The sequence below is a fragment of the Bradyrhizobium sp. Kon37 genome (assembly GCF_055807535.1).
In genome coordinates, this window is the sequence record NZ_JBVVOY010000002.1 from 621081 (window position 1) to 637367 (window position 16287).

The following is a 16287-nucleotide window of genomic DNA, read 5'->3' on the forward strand; positions in this document are numbered from 1 at the left end:
AGGCTAGAGGAGTCCCAATCGCTCGATGATGGCGATGATCCAGAATGCGCCGGCCATCAGGAGCGCAATACCGACCGCGGCCGAGCCCATGTCCTTGACCCGTCCGATCTGCTTGTCGTGATCCATCGTCAGCCGGTCGGCAAGCTTCTCGATCGCCGTATTGAGCAGCTCGACCACCAGCACGAACGCCACCGCGCAGATCAGCTCGACCGCGCGCATCGCGGTCGCGCCGACGAACCATGCAAGCGGCAGCGACAAGAGGAGCGCGACGATCTCCTCGCGGACGGCCTGCTCCGAGCGGAACGCAAAGGCCAGACCGTTACGGGAATTGATCGTGGCCTTCCAGATCCGCAGCAAGGTCTCAGAGCCCCGCTGCGGCCGGCATCGGCCTGACCTTGCCGGCGCGTTCCTGCTTGAGCAGTTCTGCGACCAGGAAAGCCATGTCGATGGATTGCTCGGCGTTGAGCCGGGGATCACAGACCGTGTGATAGCGATCGTTGAGATCCTCGTCGGTGATCGCGCGGGCACCGCCAAGGCACTCGGTGACGTCCTGGCCGGTCATCTCCAGATGCACGCCGCCGGCATGAGTGCCTTCCGCGGCGTGGATCGCGAAGAACGACTTCACCTCGGACAGGATGCGGTCGAACGGCCGCGTCTTGTAACCCGAGGTCGAGGTGATGGTGTTGCCGTGCATGGGATCGCACGACCAGACCACCACTTTGCCCTCGCGCTTCACGGCGCGGATCATGTTCGGCAGGTGCTCGCCGATCTTGTCGGAGCCGAAGCGGCCGATCAGCGTCAGCCGGCCCGGCTCATTGTCCGGGTTGAGCACGTCGATCAGCTTCAGCAGCTCGTCGGGCTTGAGCGACGGGCCGCATTTGAGCCCGATCGGATTCTTGATGCCGCGGAAATATTCGATATGGCCGTGGTCGAGCTGGCGGGTGCGGTCGCCGATCCAGATCATGTGACCCGAGGTCGCGTACCAGTCGCCGGTGGTGGAATCGACGCGGGTCATGGCCTGCTCGTAGCCGAGCAGCAGGGCCTCGTGGCTGGTGTAGAAATCGGTGGCGCGCAGTTCGGGGTGGGCCTCGAGATCGAGGCCGCAGGCGCGCATGAAATTGAGCGCGTCCGAGATGCGGTCGGCCAATTCCTTGTAGCGGCGGGACTGCGGGCTGTCCTTGAGGAAGCCGAGCATCCACTGATGCACGCTGCCGAGATTGGCGTAACCGCCGGTGGCGAATGCACGCAGCAGGTTCAGCGTCGCGGCCGACTGGCGATAGGCCATCAACTGGCGCTGCGGATCAGGGATTCGCGCTTGCTTGGTGAAGGCGATGTCGTTGACGATGTCGCCGCGATAGCTCGGCAGCTCGACACCGTCGATCTTCTCCATCGGCGATGACCGGGGTTTTGCGAACTGGCCGGCGACGCGCCCGACCTTCACCACCGGAACGGCGCCGGCATAGGTCAGCACCACCGCCATCTGGAGCAGCACGCGAAAGAAGTCGCGGATGTTGTTGGCGCCGTGCTCGGCGAAGCTCTCGGCGCAGTCGCCGCCCTGCAGCAGGAAGGCCTCTCCGGCCGCGACCCGCGCTAAGGCCTTCTTCAGATTGCGCGCCTCGCCCGCGAACACCAGCGGCGGAAAGGTCGCAAGCTGCGCCTCGACGTCGGCCAAGGCCTTGGCGTCGGGATAATCGGGCACCTGTAGCACCGGCTTGCTGCGCCAGGATTCGGGCGTCCACCGCTCGGACATCGCAATCTCTCCGTGAAGCAAAAAGCACAACCTGATCTGTGGGTTGCGAGGGTCGCCTTATACACAGGCTGGCCACCGGCCGCCAGTTGTAAATCCATCCGGCACTGCAAAGCCTTGCGGGGAAAGCCAAATTCGCATTTGCTGGGAACGGCTCGGAAACTGGCAAGATACCTTCGGCCCATGGACGTGGCACTGGACGACGTTTTCATCGACGAGATCAGCTTCCCGGCGACCGACGGGTATGCGCTGAGCGGTACGCTATTCTTGCCGCGCGGCACCAAACGTCATGCCGTATTGGTCAACTCGGCGACGGCCGTCCCGCGAAAAATCTATCGCGGCTTTGCCTCCTATCTCGCCCATCGCGGCTGCGCGGTCCTGACCTACGACTATCGCGGCATCGGCGACTCCCGGCTGCCGGCGATGGTCGGCTACAACCAGCCGAAATCGCTGGTCGGCTTCAAGGCCTCGATGTCGGACTGGGCCGCGCTCGACGTCACCGCCGCAGTGCACTGGATGCGCGAGCGCTACAACACCCTGCCCTTGGCCTACGTCGGGCACTCCTTTGGCGGCCAGGCGCTCGGGCTGATCGCCAACAACACGGACATTTCGCGCGCCGCGTTCGTGGCGTCGCAGGCGGCGACCTGGCGGCTGATGACGTCGCCGGAAAAATACCGCGTCTTCGCCTTCATGAATTTTGTCGGTGTGCCGCTCGCCCACGCGCTCGGTTACGCGCCGGGCTGGGCCGGCATCGGTGAGGATTTGCCCAAGGGCGTCTTCCTGCAATGGGCCGAGTGGGTCTCGAGACCGCGTTATCTCTTCGATTCAAAGCTGCCGGAGCTGGAGAATTTCGCCAGGTTCAAGGGCGAACTGCGCACACTCTGCTTCTCCGACGATCCCTGGGCGACGCGGCCCGCGGTGGAGCTGCTTGCGAGCGGATTCACCGCGATCAAGCCGGAGGTAATCAACGTGAAGCCGTCCGACGTCGGCGCCAAGGCGATCGGCCATTTCGGCTTCTTCCGCCCCGACCACCGCGACACTTTGTGGCGCGGCGTCGCGGAATGGATCCAGGGAGAGTAGACGGCGCTTACCGGAGGATCGTCGCCAGCGACGAGTAGCGCTTGTTCGGCTTGGCCTCGCCCGGCGCGAATTGCGCAAAGGCGTCGCTGACGCGGACGGCCGGCGGCGTATCGCCGGCGAAACGAAACTCCTTTGGCCGCGGCGCGTAGAAGCTGGCGCTGTAATAAGTGTCGTCGAAGCGTGCCTCGCCGACCCCGAACACTGCGTCGCACGCGAACAGGAGCGCATAGACTCCCGCGACCGCGACGACGACCTCCCTGAGAACTGACATGCTGATGCCCACCCTGTTGCAGGCAGGATGCACGCCGGTTCCAAAGCCGGGGTTTAAGGCCGCACAGTTCTTGTCCGCAGGGTTTGCCGCCGCTGAGCGGAATGCAGACAATTTTATCGATCTCGAAAAATGAGCCCGCCTGCACGGGTGGTCAGGCGGGCTCCAGGCTTGGCCGCTCGGGAGGTATCAAACGGCCAGATTCATCCAGACAGCCTTGGGCTCCGTGAAATTGTCGAGCGCGGCGGTGCCGTGCTCGCGGCCGAGGCCGGAGTCGCGCTCGCCGCCCCAGGGCAGGCGCACGTCGGTATAGCCATAGGTGTTCATCCAGACCGTGCCCGCGCGCGCCCGCTTGGCGAAGCGCTGCAGCTTGCCGATGTCGCGGCTCCAGACGCCGGCGGCGAGGCTGTAAGCCGTGCCGTTGGCAATGCGCAAAGCGTCGGCCTCGTCCTTGAATTTGATGACGCTGACGACGGGTCCAAAGATCTCCTCCTGCGAGATCCGCATCTCGTGGGCGACATTCGCGAACACCGCGGGGCTGATGAAGTAGCCGCGATCGCCGACCTTCTCGCCACCCGTGACGAGGGTCGCTCCGTCTTTCCGGCCGATCTCGACGTAATCGAGGATCGATTTCATCTGCTTCTCGGATATGACGGGGCCGAGCGTCGTCTTGCGGTCGAGCGGGTCGCCGATCCGGAGCGACTTTGCGCGCGCCGCCAGCCGCTCGACGACCTCGTCATAGGCCTTCTCCTGCACCAGCACGCGCGAGCCGGCCGAGCAGACCTGGCCGGCATTGAAGAAGATGCCGGAAGCCGCAGCTTTCGATGCGGCTTCGAGGTCGGCATCGTCGAAAATGACGTTGGCCGACTTGCCGCCGAGTTCGAGCGAGACGCGCTTGAAGTTGCTTGCGGCGCCCTTCATGATTCCCCGCCCCACACCGGGAGAGCCGGTGAAGGTGACCTTGTCGACGTCGGGGTGATTGACCAGCGCGTCGCCGACGACGCGGCCGGGACCAGTGACGACGTTGAAGACGCCCGCCGGCAGGCCGGCTTCGAGCGCGAGCTCGGCGATGCGCAGCGCCGACAGCGAGGTCAGCTCGGCCGGCTTCATCACGATGGTGCAGCCGCAGGCCAGCGCAGGCGCGAGCTTCCACATCCCGATCATCAGCGGGAAATTCCAGGGCACGATCGCGGCGACCACGCCGACCGGCTCGCGCACGGTGTAAGTCAGGGCATCATCGCGCACTGGCACGACGTCGCCGCTGATCTTGTCGGCCCAACCGGCGTAGTAGATCAGCGTGTCGACGGCCGCCGGAAAATCCTGCCGCGATGTCGCGGCGATCGGCTTACCCGCATCAATCGACTCGAGCTCGATGATCTCCTCGGCGTGAGCCTTGAGCAGGTCAGCCCAGCGCAGCAGGATCTGGCCGCGCTCGGACGCCCGCATCGTGCGCCAGGGGCCTTCGAAAGCCCGGCGCGCGGCGGCGACCGCATGGTCGACATCGGCCTCGTTGCCTTCGGCGACGACGGCGATGACCTGCCCGGTGGCCGGATTGAGCGACTTGAAGGTGCGCCCGGAGCTTGCGGGGACGCGGCGACCGTCGATCAGCAGATGCTGTGGCCGGGACATGAAGTCGGTGGCCGGCGAGTGTGCAAAGTCATATGCAACAGACATCATATCTCCTCCAGTTCTGGTATACCAGACTAGGCAACCTTACGCCGGAGTAAATATGATATGAATTGCAAATGGACGGTCGGCATATGAAGTACAGTTCATAAGGGAGACCAATGCTTCAGATCGAGATCGAGGCCGTCTGGCGGTTTCGCCGCGAGGGCAATCCACGCACCGCCATCATCATGCTCGGCGTCCTCAACGAAATCAGGAGGACGGGGAAGATCACCAGCGCGGCCAAGGACGCGCACCTCTCCTACCGCCATGTCTGGAATCTGATCGAGCAATGGTCGGAGTTTTTCGGCACGCCGCTGGTGGAGACCCAGCGCGGCAAAGGCTCGAAGCTCACGCCGTTCGGCGAGCGGCTGGTATGGGCGGGCGAGCGCATGCAGGCCCGGCTCGGACCTCAGCTTGAAAACCTCGCGCAGGAGCTGGCGAGCGAGATCAAGCCATTCCTCGAGCAGCGCCCGTCGGTGATCCGCGTGCATGCCAGCCACGGTTTTGCGGTCGCAAAACTGCGCGAATTCCTCGACCGCGAACCCGGCATCGGCGTCGACCTGCGCTATGTCAGCAACCAGCATTCGCTGGTCTCGCTCGCGCAGGGCGCCTGTGATCTTTCCGGCCTGCATCTGCCGCACGGCGCGCTGCGCGCCCAGGGCATCAAGGCTGCGCGCGAATGGCTCGATCCGCGCGAGGATCGCATCATCAGCTTCGTCACACGCGAAATGGGATTGATGGTCGCGCGCGGCAATCCGCTGCGCATCGCTTCGCTTGATGATCTCACCGGACCCAAAGTCCGCTTCGTGAACCGCGATCACGATTCCGGCACGCGGCTTCTGTTCGACCAACTGCTTGCGGCAAACGGTATCGACGAGAGCCGCATCAACGGCGCGCAGCAGATCGAATTCACCCACGCCGCGGTAGCAGCCTATGTGGCGAGCGGCATGGCTGATGCGAGTTTCGGCGTCGAAGCCGCCGCCCGGCATTTCGGCCTCGATTTCATCCGGCTCCTGACCGAGGATTATTTCTTCGTCTGCAAGCGCGCGTTCCTGGACACCGGGCCGATGCAGCGCATCCTGGAGATCATCCGCAGCGCCGACTTTCGCGCGGCTGTCGCTACGCTAGCCGGCTATGTGCCGTCGGACACGGGCACCGTCACCGGTGTGAAGGCGTTTCTGGAGATGCACGCCGTGCGATGACGCCGAAGGATGCCGTCGCTTTGTCCGCGCCGGTCAGATCGCCGGCTCGTCCTTCAGCGCCGAGAGGACCCGCTCGCCCTGCTCGGTTAGCCGGTACGTCACCAGCGGACGGCTCGACGGCGGCTTTCGCGCGAGCTCGACGATGTAGCCGCGCACCATCAGGGCTTCGAAGCTGCCGTAATAGCCAAACATGCTGATCTGGTTCTGCCTGAGCAGCTTGAACTCGCGTAAAAGACGGATCTCGTTGCCCGACAGCAGCGATCGGCGCACGCGCTGAACGAACCGCGCGCGCTGCTCGAACCAGGCTTGGTCCGGCAGTTCGTGCAAGGCCGGTGCCGGGGCCCGTTCGCAGGGACGCGCGTCCTGCATAATCTCGACCGTCACCTGCGGCAGGCACGGCATGCTGCTGCCGACAACCGCGTCCTTCGCAACGTCGAGCAACGCGAGCGGCCAGCGCCGCTTGTTGTCCACCATGACCGGCGGTGGCACGACGCTGTCGCGCACCAGTTGCTCGAAGCGTCCGGCGGTCACGCCGACATAGGCGGCCGCACGACGGCGATCGACCAGACGCGTATCCGGCGCGACCTCGCAAACAATGTTCTCGTCCACCCCGGATCCCCTGGCGCCTCGTTGCGCATGGCATGACGGTCCGGCGGGACCGGCCAAGCCGGGCGCGAACCTAGGTGGGAGGAGCGTGCTCGAAAAGCACAGAATTTCGCACATGTTGATGCCGTTTCGGCAACAGCTATAGTCCAGCCGGGGGTCCCATGCGCTTTCACTCACCAGCCATCCAGTACTTCCACGCCGTACGCCGCACCGGCTCGATCCGGGCCGCGGCGCGTTTGCTGAACGTTGCCTCGTCGGCCGTAAGCCGCCAGATTCTGAAGCTTGAACAAGAGGTTGGGTCACCGTTGTTCGAGCGCAATGCGCGCGGCCTGACGCTGACGACGGTCGGCGAGATGTTGGCCCGGCACGTCATGAACGTGCTCCAGGACCTCGACCGCTTCCGCTCCGACGTCGCGTCCCTGTCGGGGACCTGGCACGGCACCGTCAGCATTGCCTGCATCGAGTCGCTCACGGAGGCGGTGCTGCCGGACTTGATCGCCTCCCATCGCGGCCGCGCCCGGCGCGTCAGCTTCACCACCGAGGTGAAGGGATCGTCGGATGTGCTGGAGGCCTTGAGCCGCGGCGAGGCCGACATTGGTATCGCCATGGCGCTGCGGCATCCGCCGGATCTGCGCCAGGTCGCCTTGAAGCGGTTTCGCCTCGGCGCGGTCGTGGCGTGCGATCATCCACTCGCGCGCGGCAAGACGGTCACGCTAACCCAATGTCTCGCCTTTCCCGTCATCCACGCGCTGCCGGAGCTGTCGATCTATCATCTGCTGCAGCCGCTGATCGCACAGCTGTCCGAGACGCCGGAGCCGGCGATCCAGGCCAACTCGATCGACCTGATGCGCGAGCTCGCCGCGCGCGGCGTCGGCGTCGCCTTCCAGACCCAGCTCGGCATCGACAGACTGTCACGCGACAGCCGGCTCGTCTTCCTGCCGCTCGACAATGCCGGCAGTCCGGTATGGTCCGACCTCGGCATCTACGTTCGGGCCGAGCGCACCCTGCCCGCCCACACGGAATCCTTCCTCCAGGAGCTGGTGCGCGAATTGGGCGAGCGCGAGCGGCGGGAAAACGCGGCGCATCCGCAGATCGCCTGATCAAACAAAATCAACTTTCGATGCGCGTGGACGTGATCGCGCCGACAGTAGTTTTCCGGAATATGGCCGATGGCCGGCCATTGATACCCTCTTCAAACCTGCTCAACTTTGACGCCCCAAGGATTCCGAAATGCCGCTATGTCGGCTGAAGCCTTCGCGAATCCTCGGCATCGAGCGCTTCTCGGATTTCGCCGAGTTTCGCGCCAACGAGGTGCTCGGCCTCGGCATCAGCACGCCGCTTCGTCCGCGCGAATTCTCGCTGTCTCGCGCCATCCTGCCGCTCCAGGATGGGCTATTCGTGCTCCAGCGCTCCTTTGCGCGGCGGTTTGAGGCCGAGATCGGCACGGACAATGGTGTCGGCCTCGTTGTCCCCCTCGCGTTTCACTCCACCTCCAACGGCCGCGAAGTCGACAATTCAACGATTGCCATGATGCGCGGCAAAGCCCCCGTAGACGCGATCGAGCATCATCCCAACACTTACCTGATGCTGCGCTTCAACTCGGACATGCGTCATCGCGGCTGGACGGATTTCGACACGGGCCTCGCATATGTTCGCGCGCCGGACCAACCGATGGCGCGATTGCGCGCCGCTATCCTGGAGATGTTCTCGCTCGCCTCGGCGTGCAACGATCCCCGGCAGTTCGAGGCGCTCAACCGCCCCATCCAGGAGACGCTGCTCGCCTGCCTCGACGACGCCCTGGCGCCGGCAGGCGGGCTGACTGCGCGACGCGGATCGTTCGCCAAGCACCGCAAGCTGATCGCGCGCCTCGACGAAATGGTCATGTGGTCCGGCAGCAAGGCACTCTACAGTGACGACCTGGCCTCTGCGCTCGGCGTATCCGTGCGTACGCTCCAGACCGCCGCGCACGCGGTGCACGGCGTGAGCCTGCACCACTATCTGCGCCTCAAGCGGCTGTGGTCCGCCCGCATCCAGCTCGTGGTCGGAGGCGGCGGCATGAGCGTCAAGGCCGCGGCGCTCGGCAACGGCTTCTGGCATCTTGGTGAGTTCTCGCGCGGCTACAGATTGGCGTTCGGCGAGACACCCTCCGAGACGCTGGCGCGGAGCCGACGTCCCTGAGCGCAGCCTTCGGTCTTTGAGCGGCGTGCCGTGTGTCACGTTCAGCCGTGACCGGCTCCCTTGCGCTGGCCGCTATCGCCGAGGCGGTCGACCCAGGCGATGCCGATCGCAGAGATGATGAAGGTCAAGTGGATCAGCACCTGCCACATCACGCCGCTCTCGGTGAAATTGCTCCGCGTCGTGCCGAGATTGCCGGCCTCGATGAAGGTCCTGAGCAGCGAGATCGAGGAGATGCCGATGATCGCCATCGCAAGCTTGATCTTGAGCACGCTGGCATTGACGTGGCTCAGCCATTCCGGCTCGTCCGGATGACCGCTGAGGTTCAGGCGCGAGACGAAGGTCTCGTAACCGCCGACGATCACCATCACCAGCAGGTTCGAAATCATCACGACGTCGATCAGCCCGAGCACGACCAGCATGATCTGTTGCTCGCTGGCGTCGAACGAGTGCACGACCAGGTGCCAGAGCTCCTTCAGAAACAGCAGCACATAGACGGCCTGCGCGACGATCAGGCCGACATAGAGCGGAACTTGCAGCCAGCGCGAGCCAAAGATGAGTTGGGCAAACGCGCCGATTTGCGGCGCCGGCACGGAAACCGCCGAAGGTGCTTTTGGTTCGGACGTCATTGATCACTCCGGATGATGGACAGGCACGTTGCCTCAGAGACTCGCGATCACAGGCGCGAGCTCGAGCGACCCGCGATAGATCATCTCGAAGGCGACGTAAACGATGATGGCGAGGCCGACATAGCCGATCCAGCGCTGCTTCTGGAGCACGCGGCCGAGCAAATCGGCGGCAACGCCCATCAGCGCGACCGACAATAACAGGCCGAAGGCGAGGATGTAGGGATGCTCGCGCGCAGCGCCCGCGACCGCGAGCACGTTGTCGAGCGACATCGAGACGTCGGCGGCGACGATCTGCACAGCCGCCTGCCTGAAGGTCTTCCGGGAGGCCGGAGCAGCGCCGCTGCCGCCATGGCTGAACGCGAGCTCGTTCGCATGCGCGGACTGCTCGCGCAGCTCCCGCCACATCTTCCAGCACACCCAGAGCAGCAGCACGCCGCCGGCGAGCAACAGCCCGATCACTTGCAGAAGCTGGGTCGCCACGCCGGCGAAGACGATGCGCAACGCGGTGGCGGCAATGATGCCGACGACGATGGCGCGCCGGCGCTGCTCGGCCGGCAGACCGGCTGCGGCAAGGCCGATGACGACGGCATTGTCGCCGGCGAGCACGAGGTCGATCAGGACGACCTGAAGCAGCGCGGTCAGCGCTTCGGTGGTGATGAATTCAGTCATTATTGTCATTTTTCGGTGCGGCAGGATCGAGCCATTGCGGCTTCTTCCGCTCGACCCAGTCCAGAACCTTGCCGCGCGAGGATCGCAGCGCGGGCACGTCTTCCGCGAGCAAAGCGAGGCCGAGCGGGAGCATCCAGATTCCGAGCACTGGCAGGAAGGAGAGCACGCCGCCGACAATGAGCAGGGCGCCCGAGGGGATTCTCACCCAGCGGCTGGACGGCTTGAGCAGATAGGTGACGGTGTCACCCATGCGTGGCGGTAGGCGACGGACGAGCTTGTCGAGGCGCGGGTCGCCGCCGGCCATCTGGCCGGTAGCGTCCGCAGTCCCTGTCTTATCTTCGTCCGAAACTACGCTCATGCTTACTCCTCGGCGGCGATGCGCTGTTCGGCACGTAGCGCACCCGGCGCCACCTGCTTTGCGCGAGGCAGCACCAGCGTCAGCAGGCGCAACAGCTTGATTGCCTGCACTTCGTGGGGATGCACGTCCTCGTCGGCGGCCGCGACGCGCTCGGACAGTTCCATCAAATGAGCCGACAGCGGCAGGTCCGACACCGGACGTAGATTCTCGATCACCACATTGGCGAAATCAGGCTCCTCAAGACGTTCGGCAAGCTCGTCGAACATGGCGTAGAGCCGGTCCTCCGATATGTGCGGTGCGAGCTTGCGATCCCGGATGAAACGGACGACCTCGTCGCGTTCGACCGGCGAAACTTGCCGGTCGGCAACCGCAACCAGCGCGCCGACGATCACCAGCGCCACCGCAGCCTGCTCGTTCAGGCTGGACGGCTCGGTGATCTCGATTTCGATCGGATTGGAATGCTTGGCGTCGGACATCGTTGCTCCCTTATCTTGCGAAATGACCGCACGGAGCTGCGATGGGGACGATTGGGTCGGAGAGACTCTCAAGAAGGCCCGACGATCGGCCGATCCATCGCATTCGCGCGGGACAGGTCATCCGACATCACGAGGTTTGCCGACAGCGTCGGCGTCCTCGCCAGAGGGGCCCGGATTCTTGTTCCTTCCACACATAAAGATGGGACTGTCGGAATCAAGGCGACGCGACTGCGACCAGCCGCCGCATCGGGTTCCCCGTGTTACTCCACCCGCTCGACAAGATGCGCCCGCGAGGGCGAGGGCTCGAACCTGTCGCCGAAATATTGCGTCTCGTGCGCCACCAGACCGTCGCGGAATTCCATGATGCTCACCACATAAGACGGCACCCCGTCATAGGTCAGCACGAATTCGCTCACCCAGAGATCGTTACCGCCGACGATGCGCCGAACCGTGAAGCGCTTCTTGTTCGGTTGCACGAACCGGCTTTGCTGGATGTTACTGCGACCGCGGATGCGCTCGCCGGATTGCGGATAGTCGAGCACCGCGTCCTCGCGATAGATGTCGTGCTCGGCCTCGAAATCGTTCGCGTCCGAAGCGTCCCAATGGCGCTGAAGCGCGGCCAGCTTGCCCTGATCATCCATCGCGATCTCCCGTTGTCCCGACTGCGTTTTCCTTTACGCCATCTCAGATTGGCCTCAAGGCCGCCGGTGGCAAGGCTTGCTCGCAACGTCTAACAACGACTAACGAGCCAAAAACGCCCTCTTGCTGCAAGGATGACGGCCGAGCCGCGCAGAGAGATTGGGAACACGCAATGGCACGTCTGCTTTCGGTCAATGTCGGCCTGCCGCGCGACGTCGCCTGGCAGGGTCGGACCGTTCACACCGGCATCTGGAAGGCGCAGGTCACAGGCCCGCGCAGGGTGCGCCGGCTCAACATCGACGGCGACGGCCAGGGCGATACGGCCGGTCATGGCGGCGAACATCGTGCCGTATTCGTCTATCAGGACGAATCCTATCAGTACTGGCAGGAGCATCTCGGTCGATCGAACCTCGTTCATGGCCAGTTCGGCGAGAACTTTACGGTCGAGGGCCTCGCCGACACCAACGTGTGCATCGGGGACCGCTACAGGATCGGCTCTGCCCTGTTCGAAGTGACGCAACCGCGCGTCACCTGCTACCGGCTCGGCATTCGCATGGACGAGCCGGACATGGCCGCGCTGCTGGTCAGGCACGGCCGGCCCGGATTCTATTTCCGTGTGATCGAGGAGGGCGACGTCGAAGCCGGTGACGAGATCACGCAGATTGCCGTGGGACCCGAGCGCATGAGCGTGTTCGAGATCAATGCGCTGCTTTACCTGCCGCCTCATCCGCGCGAGCGCCTGGAGCGCGCGCTGCGGATTCCCGCACTGAGCCGCGGCTGGCACCGTTCCTTCGCGGCGCTGCTCGAGCAGCAGAAGGACAACAAGACCGCGGGAAACGCCGGGCTTGGGCCGGCGGCGAGCCCTCCTCCGGCCTGGCGCGGATTCCGCTCCTTTCGCGTGGAGCGCAAGATCGCGGAAAGCGGCAACGTGACGTCGCTGATCCTCGAACCCGCCGACGGACATCCCGTGGCGGCCGCCCTGCCCGGTCAGTTCGTCGTCATCAGGCTCGCGCCCTCCGGTGCGCAGGCGATGACGCGCAGCTATTCGCTGTCGAGCGGCGCCAATGCCGCGTCCTATCGCATCAGCGTCAAGCGCGAAGCGCACGGCGCCGCCAGCCGCTACATCGCCGACGAGCTGGTGGACGGCGCTGCCGTGCAGCTCGGTGCGCCACGCGGCAGTTTCACGCTCCGGCAAGATGCGCGCCCCGTCATCCTGCTGAGCGCCGGTATCGGCGTCACCCCGGTGCTCGCGATGCTCCACGCGCTCGCCGCGGAAGCGACGACTCGCGACGTCTGGTGGCTGCACGGCACCCGCAACGGCCGCGAACATGCGTTCGCCGCCGAGGCACGCGAATTGCTAGGTGGGCTCTCTCATCACCATAGCCACGTCTGCTACAGCGCGCCGGACCCGGGCGATCGTCTCAATGTGGCGTTCGATACAGCCGGACATCTCGACGCACACCTGCTCCAGACCCTGGACGTGCCGCATGACGGCGATTTCTATCTGTGCGGACCGGCAGCTTTCATGAGCGATCTGAAAGCTGGCCTCACCACGTTGGGTATCGCACCGGATCGCGTCTACACCGAATTGTTCGGCGCCGGACCATCCTTGACGCCCGGCATAGCGCCCTCCCCCCAGAAGCGAGCGCACTCGCCGGTCGGCGCCCCCGGCCCCGGCCCGATGGTGTCGTTCGCCCGCAGTGGCCTCAATGTCCGCTGGGGACCGGCCTACGCCAGCCTGCTGGAATTGGCCGAAGCTTGCGACGTCCCCGTGCGCTGGTCATGCCGGACCGGCGTCTGCCACAATTGCGAGAGCGGATTGATCGCGGGGACGGTTGACTATGCGCCGGATCCGCTCGATCCGCCGGCGGACGGCAATGTCCTGATCTGCTGCGCACGGCCGCGAAACGACGTCGTGATTGATCTGTAAAAATGGGAGAGCGTAATGCGACCTGACATCATGCCGGGAGCGACCTTCCCGGATTACGAGCTCAGCGACCACACCGGCAAGCACCGGAAGCTCTCCGAACTGCAGGCGGGCGATCCGATGGTGCTCGTGCTCGGCCGCGGTGGATTTTGTCCGAAGGATCGCCGCCAGGCCGAAGGCTTGCTGCAGCTCCATCGGGAGATGGAGGTGGGCTATTGCCGGATGGTCACGATCACGACCGACAACATCACCGAGACCAGCGAATATCGCAGCGGCGTCGGAGCGCACTGGCCGTTCCTCTCGGATTCGCGGCGCCTCGTTCAGAAGGACCTCGACATCGCCGAATACACCGACCCCGTCCATAATCCGATGATTCCGCACGTGATCGTGCTCGAGCCCGGTCTCGTCATTCACAAGATCTACAACGGCTACTGGTTCTTCGGCCGTCCAACCGTCGAAGAGCTCCGCCAGGACCTCAGGGCAGTCGGCATGAAGTGCCGGCCGGATTGGGATATCACGGCACCCGGCCTCAGGGCACTGTGGGACCAGGGCCGCAAGGAGCATTTTCATCCCTACGGCAAGGCTTACGTCGAAACTCTCGGCGAACGGGATTAGAACCACATTCCGACATCGTCCGCTCGGGCAAATGCCTGCTTGGAATGTGGATGACCCAGATGAAGACCAATCCCGCGCCGCGTGCCGACCGCATGGGCGCGCGCCAGATCTACGAGGTCCTGAGAGATCAGATCCTGGCGCGGGTGTACGGGATCGACGGGTTGCTGCCGTCCTCCCGCGCGCTGGCCGGCGAGATGGGCGTGGCACGCTCGACCGTGACGATCGCCTACGAACAGCTCGCCGCCGAAGGCTTCATCGAGACACGCCATGGCGCGCGGCCGCGTGTGGCTCGCGCCGTCGTCGAACGGGGACACACACGCGTAGTGTCGCGGCCGCCGGCGCGGAAGGTGCGGCTGTCGGCCTTCGGAGACCGGTTGCTTCAAGACCCGCCGCGCTGGACCGAGCCGCCGCGCGGGCTCGTCGCCAACTTCCGCTATGGCGAGCTCGCGCCGTCGGATTTCCCGGTCCTGGCATGGAAGAAGGCCGTGACTGCTGCGATGGCGCGCAAACCCGAGCGGCTGGCCTATGACGATCCCTGCGGCGCGCTGCGGCTGCGGACCGCGCTTCAGGGCTATCTGTGGCGGTCGCGCAGCGTCCGCTGCGAGGTCGATCAGATCGTCGTCGTCAACGGATCGCAGCAGGGCCTCGACATCTGCGCGCGCCTGCTGCTCGATGCCGGCGACCGCTTCGTGATGGAGGATCCCGGCTACCAGATGGCGCGGCACACTTTTGCGGCGACGGGCGCGGAGACGATCCCGATTCCGGTTGACGCGGATGGACTGGAGACAGCGCGGCTCGATGGCGTCGAAGCCCGCCTCGCCTATGTCACGCCGTCGCACCAATATCCGCTCGGCGGCGTCATGCCGATCGGACGCCGGCACCAATTGCTCGCCTGGGCCAGGGCAAACGACGCCTACGTGATCGAGGACGATTACGACAGCGAGTATCGCTACGACACCAGGCCGATCCCGCCCCTGCACGCGCTGGCAGGCGGCGGCAATGTGATCTATCTCGGCACCGTCTCCAAGACGCTCTCCCCGACCTTGCGGATCGGCTATCTGGTGGTGCCTGCCGCCCTGCGATCCCTGTTCGCCGCCGCCAAGCAGATCATGGACCGGCACACGCCACTGATCGAACAGGACGCTCTCGCGTCGATGCTCGAAAGCGGCGCCTATGACGGCCACATCAGGCGCGTGCGCCGGCGCAACGCCGAACGCCAGCGCACGCTGCTCGACGCGCTTCGCCGCCGGTTCGGGGATCGCGTCCGGATCGAGGGGACGGCCGCCGGCCTGCACATCGTGGCGTGGTTCGATAATCTGCCGCAGAAGCGAGAGGACGCGTTGATCAAAGCGGCTCATGCCAAGGGCGTCGGCATCTATCCCGTCTCGGCACTGTTCGTCGGACCTCGCCGACCGCGCAAGACCGTCGGCCTCGTCATGGGCTATTCGGCACTGGAGGTGGCACAAATCGAGCGCGGCTGCAGGCTTCTTGCACAGGCCATCGCCGAACTGGACTGATCAAATAGACGGTAACTGGCAGTTTCTTACAGGCCAGATTCCGGCTATCTCCAGACCAACACCGGAGATAGACCATGTACATCCCTCCCGCCTTCAAGGACGACATCGAGAGCATCCGGGCGACCATTCACGGCGCCCGCCTCGCCAGCCTGGTCACGGCCACCAGCGAAGGCCCGGTCGCCACGCCGCTGCCGCTCTTTCTCGACGAGGGCGAAGGCGAGCATGGCGTGCTGTATGGACATGTGGCGAAAGCCAATCTGCAATGGAAACTGCCGCCGATCGGAGATGCGCTGGCGATCTTCAGCGGTCCCGACGCCTATGTGACGCCGTCCTGGTACGCGACCAAGCAGGAGACCGAAAAGGTCGTGCCGACCTGGAACTACGTCGCCGTGCATGCCTACGGCCCGGTCGAATTCTTCCAGGAGCCCGAGCGCCTGCTCGACGCCGTGACGCGGCTCACCAACAGGCACGAAGGATCGCGTGCCAAGCCTTGGGCCGTGACCGATGCCCCTGCGGATTTCATCGCCGCGCAATTGCGCGGAATCGTCGGCGTGCGCATTCCAGTCGTGCGGTTCGAAGGCAAGCGCAAGATGAGCCAGAACCGTCCCGAGGCTGACCGCGTCGGCGTCGCGCAAGGACTTGCGGCGAGCGAGAATGCAGATGATCGCGACGTTGCGCCGTTGATTCCGGTTCCGGGGTAGTGGCCACTTG

The 16287-nt window shown here is 64.8% G+C and carries 19 protein-coding genes; 9 read left to right on the forward strand and 10 right to left on the reverse strand.

The window, feature by feature from the left end:
- Positions 1 to 3 precede the first annotated feature (3 nt).
- Together AC0L3J_RS07275 and AC0L3J_RS07280 are read right to left on the reverse strand one after the other, a co-directional pair.
- The gene (locus AC0L3J_RS07275) at positions 4 to 357 is read right to left on the reverse strand and encodes a diacylglycerol kinase (protein WP_473346619.1); all 354 of its coding nucleotides are present in this window, start codon (positions 355 to 357) and stop codon (positions 4 to 6) included.
- 4 nt (positions 358 to 361) lie between these two features.
- A complete protein-coding gene (locus AC0L3J_RS07280) occupies positions 362 to 1750 on the reverse strand; it encodes a class II 3-deoxy-7-phosphoheptulonate synthase (protein ID WP_027517279.1) in 1389 nt (462 codons plus the stop codon).
- Between the two features lie 180 nt (positions 1751 to 1930).
- Here AC0L3J_RS07280 and AC0L3J_RS07285 point away from each other — a divergent pair, with 180 nt between their 5' ends.
- A complete protein-coding gene (locus tag AC0L3J_RS07285; protein ID WP_473346621.1) occupies positions 1931 to 2827 on the forward strand; it encodes an alpha/beta hydrolase family protein in 897 nt (298 codons plus the stop codon).
- A 7-nt stretch (positions 2828 to 2834) separates the two neighbouring features.
- On the opposite strand, the gene AC0L3J_RS07290 is transcribed toward AC0L3J_RS07285, so the two are convergent.
- The gene (locus AC0L3J_RS07290) at positions 2835 to 3098 is read right to left on the reverse strand and encodes a hypothetical protein (RefSeq protein WP_473346622.1); all 264 of its coding nucleotides are present in this window, start codon (positions 3096 to 3098) and stop codon (positions 2835 to 2837) included.
- On the opposite strand from AC0L3J_RS07290, the gene AC0L3J_RS07295 reads away from it, so the two are divergent.
- Entirely contained in the window at positions 3097 to 3231 is a 135-nt protein-coding gene (locus tag AC0L3J_RS07295; RefSeq protein WP_473346624.1) for a hypothetical protein, read from the forward strand. The genes AC0L3J_RS07290 and AC0L3J_RS07295 overlap by 2 nt on opposite strands.
- Positions 3232 to 3284: 53 nt before the next feature.
- Here the strand turns inward: AC0L3J_RS07295 and AC0L3J_RS07300 are convergent, their stop codons facing one another.
- Positions 3285 to 4769, reverse strand: a complete 1485-nt coding sequence (locus AC0L3J_RS07300) for an aldehyde dehydrogenase family protein (RefSeq protein ID WP_473346763.1) — start codon at positions 4767 to 4769, stop codon at positions 3285 to 3287.
- Between the two features lie 113 nt (positions 4770 to 4882).
- Between AC0L3J_RS07300 and AC0L3J_RS07305 the strand changes: the two genes are divergently transcribed.
- Positions 4883 to 5965: a substrate-binding domain-containing protein gene (locus AC0L3J_RS07305; RefSeq protein WP_473346625.1), complete on the forward strand. Its 1083-nt coding sequence runs from the start codon at positions 4883 to 4885 to the stop codon at positions 5963 to 5965.
- A 33-nt stretch (positions 5966 to 5998) separates the two neighbouring features.
- Here AC0L3J_RS07305 and AC0L3J_RS07310 read toward each other — a convergent pair whose 3' ends face one another.
- A complete protein-coding gene (locus tag AC0L3J_RS07310; RefSeq protein ID WP_473346627.1) occupies positions 5999 to 6574 on the reverse strand; it encodes a hypothetical protein in 576 nt (191 codons plus the stop codon).
- Between the two features lie 158 nt (positions 6575 to 6732).
- Here AC0L3J_RS07310 and AC0L3J_RS07315 point away from each other — a divergent pair, with 158 nt between their 5' ends.
- Both AC0L3J_RS07315 and AC0L3J_RS07320 read left to right on the forward strand, forming a co-directional pair.
- Positions 6733 to 7671 (forward strand): LysR family transcriptional regulator, encoded by a 939-nt coding sequence (locus AC0L3J_RS07315; RefSeq protein WP_473346629.1) that lies wholly within the window; start codon positions 6733 to 6735, stop codon positions 7669 to 7671.
- A gap of 130 nt (positions 7672 to 7801) precedes the next feature.
- Positions 7802 to 8749 carry a helix-turn-helix domain-containing protein gene (locus AC0L3J_RS07320; protein ID WP_473346630.1) on the forward strand — a complete coding sequence of 316 codons (948 nt, stop codon included), beginning with the start codon at positions 7802 to 7804 and terminating at the stop codon, positions 8747 to 8749.
- Positions 8750 to 8790: 41 nt separating this feature from the next.
- On the opposite strand, the gene AC0L3J_RS07325 is transcribed toward AC0L3J_RS07320, so the two are convergent.
- The 5 genes from AC0L3J_RS07325 to AC0L3J_RS07345 form a co-directional block, all read right to left on the reverse strand.
- Positions 8791 to 9375, reverse strand: coding sequence for a TIGR00645 family protein (locus tag AC0L3J_RS07325; RefSeq protein ID WP_027517271.1), 585 nt, complete (start codon positions 9373 to 9375; stop codon positions 8791 to 8793).
- Between the two features lie 33 nt (positions 9376 to 9408).
- Entirely contained in the window at positions 9409 to 10044 is a 636-nt protein-coding gene (locus AC0L3J_RS07330) for a TerC family protein (RefSeq protein WP_007592545.1), read from the reverse strand.
- Positions 10037 to 10402: a hypothetical protein gene (locus AC0L3J_RS07335; RefSeq protein WP_473346632.1), complete on the reverse strand. Its 366-nt coding sequence runs from the start codon at positions 10400 to 10402 to the stop codon at positions 10037 to 10039. The genes AC0L3J_RS07330 and AC0L3J_RS07335 overlap by 8 nt, the downstream gene beginning before the upstream one ends.
- Before the next feature lie 2 nt (positions 10403 to 10404).
- Positions 10405 to 10878: a tellurite resistance TerB family protein gene (locus AC0L3J_RS07340; RefSeq protein ID WP_473346633.1), complete on the reverse strand. Its 474-nt coding sequence runs from the start codon at positions 10876 to 10878 to the stop codon at positions 10405 to 10407.
- Positions 10879 to 11138: 260 nt separating this feature from the next.
- On the reverse strand, positions 11139 to 11519 hold the full coding sequence (locus tag AC0L3J_RS07345) for a nuclear transport factor 2 family protein (RefSeq protein ID WP_473346635.1): 381 nt from the start codon (positions 11517 to 11519) through the stop codon (positions 11139 to 11141).
- Positions 11520 to 11689: 170 nt separating this feature from the next.
- Between AC0L3J_RS07345 and AC0L3J_RS07350 the strand changes: the two genes are divergently transcribed.
- The 4 genes from AC0L3J_RS07350 to AC0L3J_RS07365 all read left to right on the forward strand — a co-directional run bounded on the left by AC0L3J_RS07350 (position 11690) and on the right by AC0L3J_RS07365 (position 16277).
- On the forward strand, positions 11690 to 13447 hold the full coding sequence (locus AC0L3J_RS07350; RefSeq protein ID WP_473346637.1) for an MOSC domain-containing protein: 1758 nt from the start codon (positions 11690 to 11692) through the stop codon (positions 13445 to 13447).
- A 15-nt stretch (positions 13448 to 13462) separates the two neighbouring features.
- Positions 13463 to 14059: a redoxin domain-containing protein gene (locus tag AC0L3J_RS07355; protein WP_473346638.1), complete on the forward strand. Its 597-nt coding sequence runs from the start codon at positions 13463 to 13465 to the stop codon at positions 14057 to 14059.
- Between the two features lie 50 nt (positions 14060 to 14109).
- Entirely contained in the window at positions 14110 to 15576 is a 1467-nt protein-coding gene (pdxR, locus tag AC0L3J_RS07360) for a MocR-like pyridoxine biosynthesis transcription factor PdxR (protein ID WP_473346640.1), read from the forward strand.
- Positions 15577 to 15650: 74 nt separating this feature from the next.
- A complete protein-coding gene (locus tag AC0L3J_RS07365) occupies positions 15651 to 16277 on the forward strand; it encodes an FMN-binding negative transcriptional regulator (RefSeq protein ID WP_473346642.1) in 627 nt (208 codons plus the stop codon).
- Positions 16278 to 16287 lie beyond the last annotated feature (10 nt).